Below are 15,011 nucleotides of genomic sequence, written 5' to 3' on the forward strand. Positions count from 1 at the left end.
CCTCGTTTTCCTGAGATCGTGGGCCGTCGAAGCGGGACCGTTGGCGCTTGTTCGGCGAGTGCGAAGCGCGGCCGAATGCTACCTCGCCACATCATGCGCCCGCCCAAAACTGACCGCGGCAACACGCGAGAATTCGTTCCATGCGGTGACGTGAAACTCAATAAGTATAGGTACTTATTGGATTTATCCCGCCCTCAGCGAAACGGCGTGGTTGGCGGGCTTTCCATCGAGCTTCGAACCGGCGATGATCCCGTTCGACCCGTGACCCGCAAGACTTCATTCCCTCCAGTCGTGGCACCCGACACCCGAGTACTGATCCTCGGCAGCCTGCCGGGCGAGCGGTCGTTGGCGGTGGGTCGATACTATGCTCATCCGCAGAACCGCTTCTGGCACCTGATCGGCCACGTCATAGGAATCGACCTTGTGCCGCTCGGCTACGAAGCCCGTCTCGCTGCCCTGCTCAGGGCCAAGGTCGGCTTGTGGGACACCGTGGCCTCCGCCCGGCGCCAAGGCAGCCTCGACGCCTCGATCCGCGAAGCAGAGCCCACAGCCTTGCGTGAGCTGACCGCCTCGCTGCCTGAACTGCGGGCGGTCGGGTTCAATGGCAAGACCTCCGCTGGTATCGGCATGCCACAGCTCGCCGGACGCGGCCTGGCGCTCGTCTCCCTCCCCTCTTCCAGCCCGGCCCACGCCGCCATGCCGCTCGCGGAGAAGGAAAAGCTGTGGAGCGCATTAGGCGAATTTCTCCGTTGAGGGTTGCCACCGCCGACCGCCCGCCCCATTGAAAGGAGCATGACCAAGCGTCTCAACTCGGGCCATGCGGCCATTGCCGGAGCGATCGGATCGGCCGCGGTTGCCGCCGCCCTGCTCTACGTCAACCGCCGCAAGGAGAAGGCCAAGCAGGCTCAGAAAGCTCCCACGATCCCCAGCGGCGAGCCGCCGGAGACCGACTGATGGAAGCCGTCCGCGAGGTTGAAGGCCGGGCAGTGCCGTTCGGCCGCAAGAATATCGACACCGACCTGATCATTCCGGCCCGCTGGCTCAAGACGGTCAGCCGCGAAGGCCTCGGCCGCGGCGCGTTCGAAGCGGTGCGCGAAGATCCTGACAACGTGTTCGACAAGCCCGAGTTCGCCCGCGCGCCGATCATCGTCGCGGGTGACAACTTCGGCTGCGGATCGAGCCGCGAGCATGCCGCCTGGGCCTTGCTCGACATGGGCGTGAAAGCCGTGATCGCGCCGAGCTTCTCGGACATCTTCTCCGGCAACGCGTTCAAGAACGGCATTCTCACCGTCGTCCTGCCGCAAGCGCAAGTCGACCGGCTGCTGGAAGTGGCCGAGACAGATCAGATCACGATCGACCTTGAACACCAAGTGGTGACCACGCCGTTCCAGGACCGCTTCACGTTCGAGATCGACCCGTTCCGCAAGCACTGCCTGGTGAACGGGCTCGACGAAGTCGGTCTGACGCTGGCCCGCGACGCGGCGATCACCGACTACGAGCAGCGCATGCAGGCCGAGAAGCCCTGGCTAGCGCACGGGACTGGGCTTGCGGCCTGACACGGCGCGGCGCTATTTGCCACCGGCAGCATTTTTGAGGGAATCCTGACATGACCGACTTCAACGATCGCGAACGCGCCGAGGAAGCCAAGTTCGCGATGGATGCAACGACGGCCTTTCGCGTGGCCGCTCGGCGCAACCGGCTGCTGGGCCATTGGGCAGCCGAAAAGATGAGCCTGACCTCCGAAGAGACCGAGGCTTACGCCAAGGCCGTGGTCCAGGCTGACTTCGAGGAAGCCGGTGACGAGGACGTGATCCGCAAGGTCCTGGGCGATCTCACTGCCGCAGGCGTCGACGTTGACGAAACCGCTGTGCGCGTGGCGCTCGAGGAAAAGTCGGTCGAGGCCAAGCGCCAGTTGATGAGCGAGTCCTGAGGACACCACGATGGCCATGCCCGCCGCAGAAATCGAAGCGCTGATCAAGGTGGCGCTGCCTGGCGCGGAGGTCGTGATCGAAGACCTCGCGGGCGACGGCGATCATTATCGCGCCCACGTCACCTCGACCGCATTTGCCGGCAAGAACCGCGTCCAGCAGCACAAGATGGTCTACGAGGCGCTCGGCGGGCGCATGGGCGGTGAGCTTCATGCCTTGCAACTGACCACCTCGGTTCCCAACTGACTTCCATACTCACTTCATCAGATCAGGCCTGCCACATGTCCGATACCAACGAGCGTCTCTCCAAGATTGTCGGCGACAACGACGTCGTCCTGTTCATGAAGGGCACGCCCCTGTTCCCGCAGTGCGGGTTCTCCAGCCGAGCGGTGGCGATCCTCGACCATTGCGGCGTCGCTTATGAAAGCGTCGACGTGCTGCAGGACATGGAAGTGCGCCAGGGCATCAAGGCCTTTTCCGATTGGCCGACCATCCCTCAGCTCTACGTCAAAGGCGAATTCGTCGGCGGCAGCGACATCATGATGGAGATGTACCAGGCGGGCGAGCTGCAGCAGCTGCTCGACGAAGCCCAGGTCGCCAAGGCGAACTAGCCAGCTTTGGCGGGCCCCTGCCCGCCAAAGCTGCGTCTCTGACCGGTCACCGCCGTCAGTCTCGCTTTTCAAGAGCATTCCGGGCTTTCGGATATTTCCGTGCATGCTTGTTCGATGGCAGGGTTCCCCCTCATCTGCCGCCATGTCTGCGCGACGTCGCGAAGCTGCTTTTCCCAATCCTGGTTCGTCCCGCCGCGAATCCGCTGCCATTCCTCGGCCGTGATATCCGGGGGCGTATCGTTGGTGAGGCCCATCGTCTGGCGCAGGCATTGACGCATTTTGGCGTAGGCCCGCTGACAATTGGGGGAGAGATCGGAAATGTCCGGCGCCGCCTTTGCCGCTGACTGCTCGCTTTCGGGCGCACTGGTCGCCTCTTGCGGCGTTCCATGACAGGCGGCGCCTACCGTGCCCACCAACATAAGGGCGGCCGAACGGACAGCCACCCGAAAGAAGCCGGACATCTTGCTCTTAGCCACCAGCGATGCGGGCCAAGAAGAGCGCTCGAACATGGTCATCGAATTCGGTCCTATGGCGTGGATAGTCGTCGCTACGTGAAGCGGCGTTGTGGGCTGCCGGTAGCGGCCTATTCCAACACCGTTGCGACGCAGCGAGGCCGCGGACAATACGGGAGTTTACCGAGGATCATGTCGCGAGGGCAGCCTGAACGGCGGTCGCTACACTCTGAATTCCCGGTCAACGCCTATAGCTTTGAGGAATGCCGGGTCGTGGCTGACAACCATCAGCGCCCCGTCGAATTCGCGTAACGCCTGCTCCAGCAGTTCGATCGACGCCAGGTCGAGGTGGTTGGTCGGCTCATCGAGGATGAGGAGCCATGGCGGCCGCTCACCCGCCAGGGTGCAGGCAAGACCCGCGCGGAGGCGCTCGCCGCCTGACAGCGTGCCGACACTCTGTTCGGCATCGCGATTGCGAAAGGCGAAGCGAGCACAGGCAGCATAAGCGTCTTGCACGTTGAGCGACGGATTGAGACGGCGGAAATTGGCCAGGATACTGGTTTCGCGATCGAGCAAGGTGACGTGCTGGTCGAGCATGGCGATCCGCCCGTCGAGCCTGCGCACCGTTCCGCCAGCCGGTTCGATAGCACCCGCCACAACCTTAAGCAGCGTGGTCTTCCCCGCGCCGTTCGGTCCCGCGACTGCAATCCGTTCCGGCCCGCGAAGGTTCAGTGTCCAGGGCCCGAGACGACGTTCACCGAGGTCGATCGCGACCTCGTCCAGCGACACGATTTGCGCACCGGAGGGTAGGTCACTCGGCGGCAGTGAAATGACCAGGGGCGTCAGCACCTCGACCTTAGTGCGGGCGCCTTCCGCTTTGAGTGCGGCCTCGCTGATCGAGTTCTCACCGAGGCGACGTATCCGCCCTCCGCTGTTTTCGGCTCGTGCAGCCCGAGCGCCGAGCAGTATCTTGGGTTCCGAGCCCTTGGCCGCGAAATTTCGCCCCGCTTTGTCTCGACGGTCCTTGGCTTCGCGCTGACGCTGGGCAGTTCGCTCCGCCTCGCGGAGTGCCGCTTCCGAGCGTTCCAGGTCCTGCGCCACCCGTCTTCGCTCCGCCTCGCGTTGCGCTGCGAACGCTGTCCAGCCGCCGCCGACGATGTGGATACCGACCGGCGTCAGTTCGACGATACGGTCCATCAGTTCGAGAAGTTCGCGATCATGGCTGGCGACCAGCGCCCCGCCACTCCAGTTGCGGACCAGGGCGTGGATTGAAGCGCGGCCGGCGGCATCGAGATTGTTGGTGGGTTCGTCGAGTAGCAGCAAGTCCGGCTTTTCGATCAAGAGGCGGGCGATACCCACACGCGTGCGCTCTCCGCCCGAAAACGAACCCATCGGGCGGTCGAGGGCGATTTCCCGTGCTCCGGCGTCGGCCAGCGCGGTTTCTACGCGGGATGCCAGGGTCCAATCCGCCGCGTCGAAATCGTCCGCGTCACCCTCGCCTGCCAACACGCGCTGCAAGATGACCATGCCCGTGCCAACGCCAAGCGCATCGCCGACCGACATTTCAGGCGGCCAGTCCTGCACAAGCATGCCGATCGACCCCGACCGCCGAACCGCGCCGGTCGCGGCATCGGTTTCTCCAGCGACGATACGAAGCAGAGTGGACTTGCCTGAGCCGTTGCGGCCCACCAAGCCCACGCGTTCAGCCCCTACGGATAAGGTCAGGCCCTGAAATAGGACTCTGTGTTCAGGCGTCTGAGCGGAGACTGAATCGAGCGTGAGAAGAGCAGACATGGAAACTCGCGTGATAGGATGATGCAAAACAGGGCGCTTTCCTGGTCTGATCGATCACGACACATGCTCCTTCGTTGACTGCCCGGCGCGAAGTAGGGCCCTCATCGCCTCTCCACAAGCTCGCCTCTCATTTCCCCGCGCGGAAACCCTTTCGCGCAGCCATCGTTTTTCGCCCGGGAGGCAAGCTGAGAAGGTTGCCAAATGCGAAAAACCGTCACTTTTGCCATCGCTGCTACGATGGCCCTCGCCGCGGGTCCTGGCTTTGCGCAGGCTTCGGGGCAGCAAACGACCCAACAGGATCCTTTCGGGGTCATTTTCGGAGCCCTTTTCGGTGACCGATTGGGCAACACCTCTTCGATTGAAGCGCAGTGGGCCGCCGGGCAAACGCCACTAGCAAACCAGCGCAGCCAATTCGAAAGCCGCGTCGATAATCAAGTGCGTGCAGGAGCCGTGAGCCAACAGACCGCGGTCCGATTGAAGTCCGATTACGCAGAACTGGTTCAACTCGAAAACCGCTACGGCGCTGACCGACGCTTTACCTCGACAGAGCGGTCCGATCTCGCCGACCGCTACGGGGCTCTTACCCAGGTCCTCTCAGTGGGAGCCTATGAGGATGGCCAGACCGCCCAAACTGCCGAGATCGCTGACGGCCGGGCCGAGTTCGAGCGCCGCGTCGATGCCGGTGTCTCCGCGCGCCGCCTGAGCCGCACGCAAGGCACCCGTCTCAAGTCCGACTATGCGGCCTTGATCCGTGTGGAAGACGGCTACCTGCGCGATGGCGTAATCAGCGCTAGCGAACGCAGCGACCTGGATGCGCGCCTTGATGCGCTCGACGTCAGGGTAGGCGATACGAGCTACGGAGGCGTGACGCAGACGCCCAGAGCGCGGCTCGATGCCATTGGGCGGGCCCTGCCCTCCAGCGGCCTATCGAGCGCGGCCCAGGCGCAATTGCGGGTCGAGTACGAGGACGTCTCCCATCTGGAAGCCGCCTACGCCCAGCTCAACGCTTCGCCTCAGGACCAGGCCTATCTGGAACAGCGGCTGACGGACCTGGAAACTCGCACGCGGATACGCCGCTAAAGGCGCTGCGCGCTTTTTCCAGTTCATCGCTATGTTTGGAGGGTTCTTCGGGGAGGCGGGGCCGGGAGACCGGTGGGGACCAATGGGCGGCCCCGCCTCGTTCGAAGACTTGGTTGGGTATCCAATACTTTGCACGTGGCATGCCAGTTTCGGCAAACGGCACTTTTCTGCGCGTTTCAATGGTTAACGAGGATTCGCGTTCAGCTCCACCTGTCAAGAAATCCGACAAGAAACGGTGACTGGCGCGTTAGGATTTGCCTGCCTAAACTCCGGCAAAAGGCTCGCCGTTCGGGAGAAGTGCATTGGCGAAAGATAACACGATCACGCTTTACGATCTCCAGCTGGCGAGCGGAGCGACAATCAGCCCGTTCGTGTGGGCGACCAAATATGCCATTGCCCACAAGGGTTTCGAGATGGACATCGTGCCGGGCGGCTTCACCGGAATTCCGGAGCGTACTGGCGGCCAGACCGAGCGCTTGCCGGCGATCGTGGACGACGGCCAGTGGGTGCTAGATAGCTGGCTGATCGCAGAATACCTCGACGAGAAATATCCCCACCGCCCGACCCTGATCGGCGATCCGTCGGTCAAGGTCTGCGGGCAGATGCTCGAACAGTGGCTCTGGCAAACCGCGATCGGCCCCTGGATGACCTGCTACCTCAAGCAGTACCGCGACCGAGCGCTGCCGCAGGACCACGGTTACGTGACGGAATCGCGCGAACGGATGTTCGGGGGGCAGAAGATCGAGGACATCATCATCGGCCGAGAAGACCGTCTTCCGCAGATTCCGCCGAAGCTGGAACTCATGCGCAATACCCTGCGCGAACACCAGTGGTTCGGCGGCGAGAGCCCGAACTACGTGGATTACCGCCTGCTCGCGGTATTCCTCTTCCTTGCCTCGGTTGCCGACATCCCAGCCCTTCCGGCCGACGATCCGCTGCGCGACTGGATCGATCGTGGCTTCGACCTCTACGGCGGGCTCGGGCGGCATCCTGGTATGTCACCGATCTTCGGCTTGCCCCGGCGCGAGAACGATCCCGAACCCTTCGTACGCGACCCCCAGGCCAACGGCCTGACCAAGCGCAACACCGGCCCGCAGTCCACCGCCTCCGAAACGGCGCGGCTTAAGGGTGAGGCAGCAAGCGCGTGAAGATCGACTTGTGGCGCAAGCCCGTCCTTGATTGGGCGGTCAACAACCTGGTCGAAATCGCCATTGCGCTAGCGATCGCTGCGGCGGTCGTTGCCCTGCTTTACGGCATAAAGGCGCTGGTGCTGCGCGCGGTAAAGAAGCTCGGCGCGCAGAACGGCCTGACCGAAGTCTTCGCCAGTGTCGTGCGCAAGACCCGCCTGTGGTTCCTCATCGCCCTCTCGCTGCGGATGGTTCAGGGGTATCTCCACCCACCGGAGGATGTCTCCAAGACCATCGTCTTCCTGTTCACGGTAGCGGTCGCGCTGCAGGTGGCGAGCTGGGCGCGAGCGCTGATCCTCGGGGTCATCACCCAGCGGACAAGCAGCATCGAAGGCGATCCGAACAGCATGGCCAGCGCCATGGGCATCATCCGCCTGCTGGTCTCGGTGGTAGTGTTTGCGATTGCCGTGATCGTCATCCTCGACAACCTCGGCGCGAACGTAACCGGCCTCGTTGCCGGCCTAGGCATCGGTGGCATCGCCATTGGCCTTGCCGCGCAAGGGATCTTTTCCGATCTCTTCGCGGCGCTCTCGATCATCTTCGACAAGCCGTTCTGCGTCGGGGAGACGATCACTTATCAGGGCAAGGAAGGGCCGGTAACCGGCGTAGTCCAGCGCATCGGGCTCAAATCGACGCGCATACGCTCGCTCTCGGGCGATATGCGCATCATCGGAAACACGCAGCTTCTGGCGCAGGAAGTGACCAATTTCTCCGGCCGCGAGATGTTCCGTTTCCAGCTGCCGATCGGCGTGATCCACCAGACCGCCCACGACGACTTGCAGGCGATCCCGTCGCTGCTTGAGGCCGAAGTCGACCGCCTAGGCTATCGCTTCGTTCGCGCCGGTTTGCGCGCCTTCGGTCCAAGCTCGATCGACTACGACTTCATCTTCGAAATCACCACCGACGACGTCATCGAAGCTCATGCCGCGCTGCAGGAAGTCGCGCTGGCGGTGCTGGCGCTGTTCCGAACCCGCGGCATCCGCTTTGCCTATCCCACTCAGACCAGCTTCACAGCTGCGCCTGACGGATCGCTGGTCATGCCCTACCCTGACGTCATGCCGGTTATGCACCACGAACCGGAAAGCTGATTTCGGTCCTCCGGCAATCTTAGGGGCCGGGAATGGCTGGCTCCCGACGGCAGTGAGCGCTAGAGGCGCCACTGCTGGACGGCCCCCGAAATGAACAAGAGCTACGATGTAATCATCCTCGGCGCCGGCGCAGCTGGCTTGATGTGCGCTGGCCAGGCGACCCAGCGAGGCCTTCGCGTGCTCGTGATCGAGCATGCCGAAAAGCCGGGCAAGAAGATCCTGATCTCCGGTGGCGGCCGGTGCAACTTCACCAACCTCCACACGGCGCCTGAGCGCTTCCTCTCGGCCAACCCGCATTTCGCGAAGTCGGCGCTCAGCCGCTACACTCCGCAAGATTTCCTGGCCCTCGTCGAACGCTACGGCATTGCCTGGCATGAGAAGACACTCGGGCAGCTCTTCTGCGATAAATCCGCGCAGCAGATCGTCGATCTGCTGCTCGCCGAATGCGCGGCGGGGGATGTCGAGCTCTCGTGCGGAGAGACCGTTCGGCAGGTCGAACATGTCGACGGGCGTTTCACCGTCACGACCGATCGGCATGTCGCCGAAGCGCCCGCGCTGGTGATCGCCACCGGGGGACCCTCCATTCCTAAAATCGGAGCGACCGCCTACGCCTATGAGCTTGCGCGCCAATTCGGCCTGAAGGTCGTCGAGCCCCGCCCTGCCCTTGTGCCGCTGACGCTTAGTGGTGAGGACGCGCTGTTCCGGGAATTGTCGGGCGTGGCGACCGAAGTCATCGCCCGCTGCGGCCCGGCCGCGTTCCGCGAGGCCGCCCTTTTCACGCATCGCGGCCTCTCGGGCCCTGCCATCCTGCAGATCTCATCCTACTGGCGCCGTGGGAGCCCGGTAGAGATCGATTTCCTGCCGAACGCGGGTACGGGATGGTTGCTTGAGACGAAGCATCAGAACCCGCGCTCCACCTTACGTAGCACCCTGCGAGCCCAGCTACCGGACCGACTGGCTGATGCCTTGAGCGACCGCCTGAAGCTCGAAGGGCCGCTCGCCAATGTGACCGATGCGGCATTGCAGAGCGCTGAAACCCAACTCGGTAGCTGGAACTTTCAACCCAATGGAAGCGAAGGCTTCGCCAAAGCCGAGGTAACGGCAGGGGGCATCAGCACGGCCGAGCTGTCGTCGAAGACGATGGAAGCCAAACGGGTGCCGGGCCTCTACGTCATAGGTGAGGCGGTGGACGTCACCGGCTGGCTCGGTGGCTATAACTTCCAGTGGGCCTGGGCCAGCGCCTGGGCGGCGGCACAAGCCTTTTAAGGGCGGAACGCCGAACCGTTCCGGAGCCGCCGCAAGTCGTTCATTTCCTGCCGCATTGTTGCCACCATGTCTCAATAGCCATCGAGTGGCAGACACAGAAGGGCGAGCCTATGCGATGGAAACGGAGTCTCGAGCACCTTGAGCGTCGGATAGACCGGTACTACCGCCTCGCCGCCGCCGCCAAGCTCCCCGATATACGCCAACGCTATATCGAACTGGCGCGCCGCTATCGCGTACTCTGGGTCGAAGCCCTGACCTTTGGCAATTTGGATCAGCGGGCTTTAAGGCCGAGCCTCACCTGATCGCGAGAAACCGCTCTCGCATGCGAGATCCATCCGCTTTGTGGCCGGTAAAGATCTCAAACGCTCCCGCCGCCTGAAACACCGCCATCCCGCCTCCATCGAGCACAGCACAACCAATCGCACTCGCCTTCTGCAGGAGCATGGTTTCGAGCGGGAAGTACACGATGTCTGAAACCCAGTGGTCGGGTCGCAACAAGTCCACCGGGATAGGCGTTCCGGGATAGCCCGCCATGCCAACAGGGGTGGCATTGATAATCCCGTCGGCCTGAGACACGTCCGCGCGGATGTCGCCAGACACTCGCGCACGCTCTATTCCAAAGGCGTGCCGAAGTGCTTCGCAGAGCTGTTCGGCTCGAGTTTCCTGGGGGTCGTGCAATATGACGGTATTGGCGCCCATTTCGAGCATCGCATAGGCCGTCGCCGCCCCAGCGCCTCCAGCACCCGCCTGGAAGACCACTTTCACGCCCGCTGAAGGCAGGCCGTTGCGGAAGCTCTCCGCAAAACCCGTCACGTCGGTGTTGAAGCCAAGTCGCTTGCCGTTGCGGAATGCGATTGTGTTTACTGCCCCTACCCGCTCGGCACCGGACGAAAGCTCGTCCAGAAGTGGAATGACCGCCTGCTTGTAGGGGTGTGTCACATTGATGCCTGAAAACCCGGAGGCTTGCAGAGTCTCAAGGAAAACCGGGAGGTCCTGCTCAGTCATCCCGAGCGCGGCGAAATCGAACAGCTTGTAAACTAACGGAATGCCCTGCGCGCTGGCCTCGTCTTCATGCATCTGGGGAGAACGGGAGAGCTGGATGTCCCGCCCCAGCAGGCCAACCAAGACTTGCTCTGGCGATCCGAACTCAGGCAGGCGATCGAACTCTTCCAATGATTTTCTCCGGAACGAGAATGCTCGCGGTGAAAAGAGCGCTCAGCCATCTAGGCCGAGCGCTCTCCCCCCTCAAAAGCCGAAGCGCACGCCGACATAGAACGAGCGACCAATGGCGTCGTAGAGCGCCGTATCGGTCCCGTTCTGAGAGCTCGCGACAAACGGCAGTTCTTTGTCGAACAGATTGTTGATGCCCGCCCGCAACTCGAACTCGTCCTCGATTCTGACCGAACCGAACAGGTCGAACAGCTGGTATGACGGCACCCCGACCTGGGCGTTCGCCGGGGTGAGGACGGAACTGACGTCCTTCAGCTTGCTTTGATACCGCCAGCGCAAACCGATCCCGAAGGTGTCAGTGCGATATGCGACCGTTGTGAGGGCCTTCCACACCGGGGTGGCGCGGGGAGGTACGGAACTCGTGCCCGCCCCACCTACGCTCACGCCGGTGTAGTCAACCGGTGGCACACCGGGGAGCTGCTGGATTTCGTAGTTGTTTAGCCATCCGATCGCCGAGTTGAGATCGATGCTCCCGCTCTCGTCCAACAGTCCCAGCGGGATGTTCCACGATAGCTGAGCTTCGATCCCATCGGTCTTGAGCCTGCCAAGGTTCTGGTACGGCGTGGCGACGTTCAGGATCTGCCCACTCAGCGTGTCGCGCGTGATCAGCGTGCAGAAATCGTTCGAGTTCGAATAGGTCGGGTTCGAACCATCCAGATTGAAGCAGCTGGAAAGGACGGTCAGGCCCGGGACGGTGGAGATGACGTCGTTGATGGTGATGTTGAAATAGTCGACCGACAGGGAAATGTCGGAAAACACCCCGCTGCTGATCGGGGAATCCAACACGAACCCGAAATTGAAGGTGTTAGCCCGTTCCGGTGAGAGAGCGGTACTTCCCGATATGACCTGGCCCGTAGCTGTCGTCGGGAACTGGTAGGAGCTTATGGCAGCTGCCGGAACGCCTTGCGCGACGCACAGCGCCGCCACTTGTGCGCCGTTCGCCCCCGTCCGCGCCGTCGACCTGACGTCACAAGGATCACCGAGCGCGCCCGGCGGCGTGCCGATGACCAACTGCGCACCCTGTGGTGGCGAGAACAGTTCGCCGATGTTGGGAGCGCGAACCGCCCTTTGATAGCTGCCGCGGAACAAGAGCGCTTCGACCGGCCGCCACCTGGCATCCAGTTCGTAGCTGGTGACAGACCCGGTGACCGAGTAATCTGAAATGCGGGCCGCGCCCCCTACCGCAAGCTCTTCTGCGAATGGGACATTGGCCAGCAGAGGGATATCGATCTGGGCAGCAAGTTCCTTGACGTTGATCGCGACCGGAGGGACCGGAAGCGTGTTGACCACGCCTTCGATGTTACCGCCCGGATTTGATGGAACGATCAGGTTGAATGCATTCGGCGAGACCAGATCGGAGTCAGGCGAGAACTCGTAAGTGTTCTTGCGGTAGGCGGCCAACAGCGCGACTTGGACCGGGCCTGCGCCCAGATCGAAGATCTCGCCGTTGATCTGCCCTTGGACCTGGGTTTGCGACAGGTCTTCTACGCTGCGCGCATTCTTGGTGATGAAGCTGACGCAGGCGTCGGACAGTGAGCGGGCATTGGCGTCACCAAATGGATTGAAGCCACCGGCGCAAAGCGATGCTCCGCCATCGGGAGCGTTGAGCAGCCGGTAGACTTGAGACTTCAACACCGCGTTGTGCATCGTCTGGTTGTGCTGGGATTCATCGTATGAGGCGAAGACGTCGAACGACCAGCCGTCGGTGATGTCTCCTCGCAAACCAGCGAGATACTGCGCTACCCGATAGTTCTCGTCCCAGTTCTTGTCCGGTACGCCGACATACCGTCCGTTCCAGGTGAACGGAGCTGTCGCCTGGGGCCGCGAGGCCAGGACTGTGCGCAAGTCAGCCGGAATGAAGGGATTGGTGACCGGGATCGTGGTCAACGCGGGAAACTGCGTCAGACTGCCGCCGCTCTCGGTATTCACCGTCAGGTCGACGTACATGAACTGACCGTAGAGGTTCAGGGACGAGGTCAGATCGTAGTCGCCTTTGACGAAGGCGGTCTTGCGTTCGAGTGCGTTATGGAACTGGATCTGTTGGCCCACCGGCATGCGGACGTTGCCGCCGATGACCATGTAACCGTTTCCGTCCGTCGGTCCGCGATAGTTGACCGCGCCAGTCTGCACGAAAAGCGTCTGGTCGTTGTTAAAGCCGAGATTGAGCAACGGATTGCGCGTGCCGGTTATGCCGTACTGCGAGAAAACCGTTTGCAGCACCGCGGCGCTGGGAGCGTTGGTGGCGCTGGGAACGAATGTTCCAGTTCCGATGAACGACGATGGCGTCTTATCGTGGAAGAACTCCCGTCGACTGCCATCAACGGGATCCTGCTTGCTGTAGCTGAAGGCAGTAATCAGGTGGCCGCGATTTTCGGCAAAGTCCGTCCCGAAGGCGAGCGCGCCATTGAACTTGAAGGCATCTCCTCGTTCGCTGATCGACGAAAGGGCGTCGACGCGGAAGCCGTCTAGTTGGGGCAGCGTCTTGAAGTTGACCACGCCCGACATGGCGTCAGAACCGTAAATCGCAGACGCGCCGCCGGTAATCACGTCCACTCCGCCGATGATCACTTCCGGCAGAATGTTGATGTCGACGTTGCCTGCGATATCCGAGACGGGAAGCCTCCTGCCATCTAGCAGCACGAGATTGCGATTGGTCCCAAGGCCGTGGAGGTTGATCGATGCGCGCCCACCGGTACCCTGGCCGCCCGTCGCAGCGTTTCCGCCGACGGTGAAGCTCGGAACCTGATTGAGCGCGTCTTGTAGCGTCGCCGTACCAGCTTCGCGGATGTCCTCTTGCCCTACGGTGATGATCGGGCTGACCGAAGTGTTATTCGGACGTTGAATTAGCGAGCCAGTGACGACGATGACGCCACCGGCATTGTTCGTCTCTTGCTCATCAGCTGCGTCAGCTTCTTGGCCAAATGCCGGCACTGCCGACGTCGCAAACGCAAGCGCGGCAAGCGAGCCTCCTAGGCGCATTGCGCTGAAAACGTTCCTGTTCATCCCATCTCTCCCCGTAGATAACGAACGATTTAGTTCATTCCTCGACCAAAAAAATCACTGCAACTCGATGCGCTTCACGTCTCCGATGACGAAAACGTAGGATGCGGCCCCAACAAGGGCGAGCACGCCGATGAATGCGAGCGCCCCGTAGAAAGACCCGGTCTGCCCAACGATGATCCCGATCACGATGGGCGTAACGATGCCGGCCAGATTGGCGCACAGATTGAAGACACCACCTGTCAGCCCGATCAACTGCTTGGGCGCCACGTCGGAGATGAGCGTCCAACCGAGGTTGACCATGCCCTGCCCGAAGAACGCGACCGACATGATGGCGATGATGATGAGGTTATCGTCCACGTAGTTCGCGGCGATGATCGTCGACGCCAGCAGCAGCCCCGTGACGATCGGCAGCTTGCGCGCGATGTTCGCCGAGGCCGTGCGCCGCAGAAGGACGTCGGACACATAGCCACCAAGCAGCACACCCACTGACGCGGCAATGTAGGGCAGCACGGCGTAGACGCCCGACTTGATCCAATCCATGCCGCGTTCGGTTGCCAGATAGGTAGGAAACCAGGTCAGGAAGAAGACCAGGGTGGAATTCCCGCAGAACTGACCGATCGATGCGCCGAGAATCTGGCGCTGGCTCAAAAGCCGGCGCACATTTGACCAGCTGAAGGGCTCTGATGGTGCAGAGGCCGAAACGGCGAGGCCGCCTCCCGCCTTGATGTGTTCGAGCTCGGCCTGGTTGGCGCGCTTGCTCTGATGGGGCTCCCGGTAAAGCCCGTACATCGCCAGGCCAAAGAGGATGCCGATACCGCCGGCAATGAAGAACAGCGATCGCCACCCGTAAGCGCCAACGATCCAGAACAGGACCGGGCTGAAAAAGGCGAGCCCAGCGTACTGACCCACTGCGAAGACCGAGTTGGCGCGAGCGCGTTCGTCCTGCGGAAACCAGGTACTCAGGATCCTGCTGTTGCAGGGGAAGCAGGGGGCCTCGGCGACGCCCAGCGCCAAACGGAACCCCAGCAGCATCCCAACATTCGAGGCAATGCCGTGGAAGAATGTCGCGACCGACCACAGCAGAAGGGATGCGCCATAAGTGATGCGAGTACCCAGGCGATCGAGGACAATTCCGCCAGGTATTTGAGCAGCGGCATAGGTCCACGAAAACGCCGAGAAGATCAGCCCCATCACTTCCGGGGAGATCTTCAGCTCCTCGGTCATCGAGGGCGCCGCAACGCCCATGACGGCCCGATCCAGATAGTTGAGCAAGGTCGCAAAGCTAATCAGTGCGAGAATGCCAAGACGAGCCTTCGTGGCGCGCTGGGAGCTTTGGATGGTGCCCGAGTAGCTCATGGCTCTACGCAGCTGC

General features: G+C 62.2%; 16 protein-coding genes. 11 read left to right on the forward strand and 5 right to left on the reverse strand.

Features of this window, described 5'->3' with window-relative positions:
* Window positions 1-261: 261 nt before the first annotated feature.
* The 6 genes from ASD76_RS09200 to grxD are packed head-to-tail and all read left to right on the forward strand — an operon-like array spanning window position 262 to window position 2,539.
* Window positions 262-753, forward strand: coding sequence for a DNA-deoxyinosine glycosylase (locus tag ASD76_RS09200; RefSeq protein ID WP_055923115.1), 492 nt, complete (start codon window positions 262-264; stop codon window positions 751-753).
* 39 nt (window positions 754-792) lie between these two features.
* Window positions 793-954 carry a hypothetical protein gene (locus tag ASD76_RS09205; RefSeq protein ID WP_055921535.1) on the forward strand — a complete coding sequence of 54 codons (162 nt, stop codon included), beginning with the start codon at window positions 793-795 and terminating at the stop codon, window positions 952-954.
* The gene (gene leuD, locus ASD76_RS09210) at window positions 954-1,556 is read left to right on the forward strand and encodes a 3-isopropylmalate dehydratase small subunit (protein WP_055921538.1); all 603 of its coding nucleotides are present in this window, start codon (window positions 954-956) and stop codon (window positions 1,554-1,556) included. Before ASD76_RS09205 ends, leuD begins: the two co-directional genes overlap by 1 nt.
* Window positions 1,557-1,606: 50 nt before the next feature.
* Complete coding sequence (locus ASD76_RS09215) at window positions 1,607-1,930, forward strand: DUF1476 domain-containing protein (protein ID WP_055921541.1); 324 nt, start codon at window positions 1,607-1,609, stop codon at window positions 1,928-1,930.
* Between the two features lie 10 nt (window positions 1,931-1,940).
* Entirely contained in the window at window positions 1,941-2,174 is a 234-nt protein-coding gene (locus tag ASD76_RS09220) for a BolA/IbaG family iron-sulfur metabolism protein (RefSeq protein ID WP_055921544.1), read from the forward strand.
* Window positions 2,175-2,209: 35 nt separating this feature from the next.
* A complete protein-coding gene (gene grxD / locus ASD76_RS09225; RefSeq protein ID WP_055921547.1) occupies window positions 2,210-2,539 on the forward strand; it encodes a Grx4 family monothiol glutaredoxin in 330 nt (109 codons plus the stop codon).
* Between the two features lie 68 nt (window positions 2,540-2,607).
* On the opposite strand, the gene ASD76_RS09230 is transcribed toward grxD, so the two are convergent.
* Window positions 2,608-3,054, reverse strand: a complete 447-nt coding sequence (locus ASD76_RS09230) for a hypothetical protein (RefSeq protein WP_055921550.1) — start codon at window positions 3,052-3,054, stop codon at window positions 2,608-2,610.
* A gap of 159 nt (window positions 3,055-3,213) precedes the next feature.
* Window positions 3,214-4,689, reverse strand: a complete 1,476-nt coding sequence (locus ASD76_RS09235) for an ABC-F family ATP-binding cassette domain-containing protein (RefSeq protein ID WP_321164425.1) — start codon at window positions 4,687-4,689, stop codon at window positions 3,214-3,216.
* 546 nt (window positions 4,690-5,235) lie between these two features.
* Here ASD76_RS09235 and ASD76_RS09240 point away from each other — a divergent pair.
* From ASD76_RS09240 to ASD76_RS09260, 5 genes are all read left to right on the forward strand, one after another.
* Entirely contained in the window at window positions 5,236-5,865 is a 630-nt protein-coding gene (locus ASD76_RS09240) for a hypothetical protein (RefSeq protein ID WP_156457614.1), read from the forward strand.
* Between the two features lie 302 nt (window positions 5,866-6,167).
* Window positions 6,168-7,013, forward strand: coding sequence for a beta-etherase (locus ASD76_RS09245; protein WP_055921561.1), 846 nt, complete (start codon window positions 6,168-6,170; stop codon window positions 7,011-7,013).
* On the forward strand, window positions 7,010-8,140 hold the full coding sequence (locus ASD76_RS09250) for a mechanosensitive ion channel family protein (RefSeq protein WP_055921564.1): 1,131 nt from the start codon (window positions 7,010-7,012) through the stop codon (window positions 8,138-8,140). The genes ASD76_RS09245 and ASD76_RS09250 overlap by 4 nt, the downstream gene beginning before the upstream one ends.
* A gap of 90 nt (window positions 8,141-8,230) precedes the next feature.
* Window positions 8,231-9,406: an NAD(P)/FAD-dependent oxidoreductase gene (locus ASD76_RS09255; RefSeq protein ID WP_055921567.1), complete on the forward strand. Its 1,176-nt coding sequence runs from the start codon at window positions 8,231-8,233 to the stop codon at window positions 9,404-9,406.
* Between the two features lie 110 nt (window positions 9,407-9,516).
* Entirely contained in the window at window positions 9,517-9,708 is a 192-nt protein-coding gene (locus ASD76_RS09260) for a hypothetical protein (protein ID WP_055921570.1), read from the forward strand.
* Here ASD76_RS09260 and ASD76_RS09265 read toward each other — a convergent pair.
* From ASD76_RS09265 to ASD76_RS09275, 3 genes are all read right to left on the reverse strand, one after another.
* Window positions 9,701-10,579 (reverse strand): shikimate dehydrogenase, encoded by an 879-nt coding sequence (locus ASD76_RS09265; RefSeq protein WP_235506598.1) that lies wholly within the window; start codon window positions 10,577-10,579, stop codon window positions 9,701-9,703. The two genes, ASD76_RS09260 and ASD76_RS09265, sit on opposite strands and share 8 nt — an antisense overlap.
* Window positions 10,580-10,651: 72 nt before the next feature.
* Window positions 10,652-13,639 carry a TonB-dependent receptor domain-containing protein gene (locus tag ASD76_RS09270; protein ID WP_055921573.1) on the reverse strand — a complete coding sequence of 996 codons (2,988 nt, stop codon included), beginning with the start codon at window positions 13,637-13,639 and terminating at the stop codon, window positions 10,652-10,654.
* A gap of 54 nt (window positions 13,640-13,693) precedes the next feature.
* On the reverse strand, window positions 13,694-14,995 hold the full coding sequence (locus ASD76_RS09275) for an MFS transporter (protein ID WP_055921576.1): 1,302 nt from the start codon (window positions 14,993-14,995) through the stop codon (window positions 13,694-13,696).
* Window positions 14,996-15,011: the final 16 nt, after the last annotated feature.

This window comes from Altererythrobacter sp. Root672 (assembly GCF_001427865.1).
In the GTDB taxonomy this organism is placed as follows: Bacteria; Pseudomonadota; Alphaproteobacteria; order Sphingomonadales; family Sphingomonadaceae; genus Croceibacterium_A.

What these genes read in the sequence shown, in the direction of transcription:
- ASD76_RS09205 (WP_055921535.1), top strand. Translation starts at nt 793, where the DNA reads ATGACCAAGCGTCTCAACTCGGGCCATGCGGCCATTGCCGGAGCGATC.
- leuD (WP_055921538.1), top strand. Translation starts at nt 954, where the DNA reads ATGGAAGCCGTCCGCGAGGTTGAAGGCCGGGCAGTGCCGTTCGGCCGC.
- ASD76_RS09215 (WP_055921541.1), top strand. Translation starts at nt 1,607, where the DNA reads ATGACCGACTTCAACGATCGCGAACGCGCCGAGGAAGCCAAGTTCGCG.
- ASD76_RS09220 (WP_055921544.1), top strand. Translation starts at nt 1,941, where the DNA reads ATGGCCATGCCCGCCGCAGAAATCGAAGCGCTGATCAAGGTGGCGCTG.
- grxD (WP_055921547.1), top strand. Translation starts at nt 2,210, where the DNA reads ATGTCCGATACCAACGAGCGTCTCTCCAAGATTGTCGGCGACAACGAC.
- ASD76_RS09230 (WP_055921550.1), bottom strand. Translation starts at nt 3,054, where the DNA reads ATGACCATGTTCGAGCGCTCTTCTTGGCCCGCATCGCTGGTGGCTAAG.
- ASD76_RS09255 (WP_055921567.1), top strand. Translation starts at nt 8,231, where the DNA reads ATGAACAAGAGCTACGATGTAATCATCCTCGGCGCCGGCGCAGCTGGC.
- ASD76_RS09260 (WP_055921570.1), top strand. Translation starts at nt 9,517, where the DNA reads ATGCGATGGAAACGGAGTCTCGAGCACCTTGAGCGTCGGATAGACCGG.
- ASD76_RS09270 (WP_055921573.1), bottom strand. Translation starts at nt 13,639, where the DNA reads ATGAACAGGAACGTTTTCAGCGCAATGCGCCTAGGAGGCTCGCTTGCC.
- ASD76_RS09275 (WP_055921576.1), bottom strand. Translation starts at nt 14,995, where the DNA reads ATGAGCTACTCGGGCACCATCCAAAGCTCCCAGCGCGCCACGAAGGCT.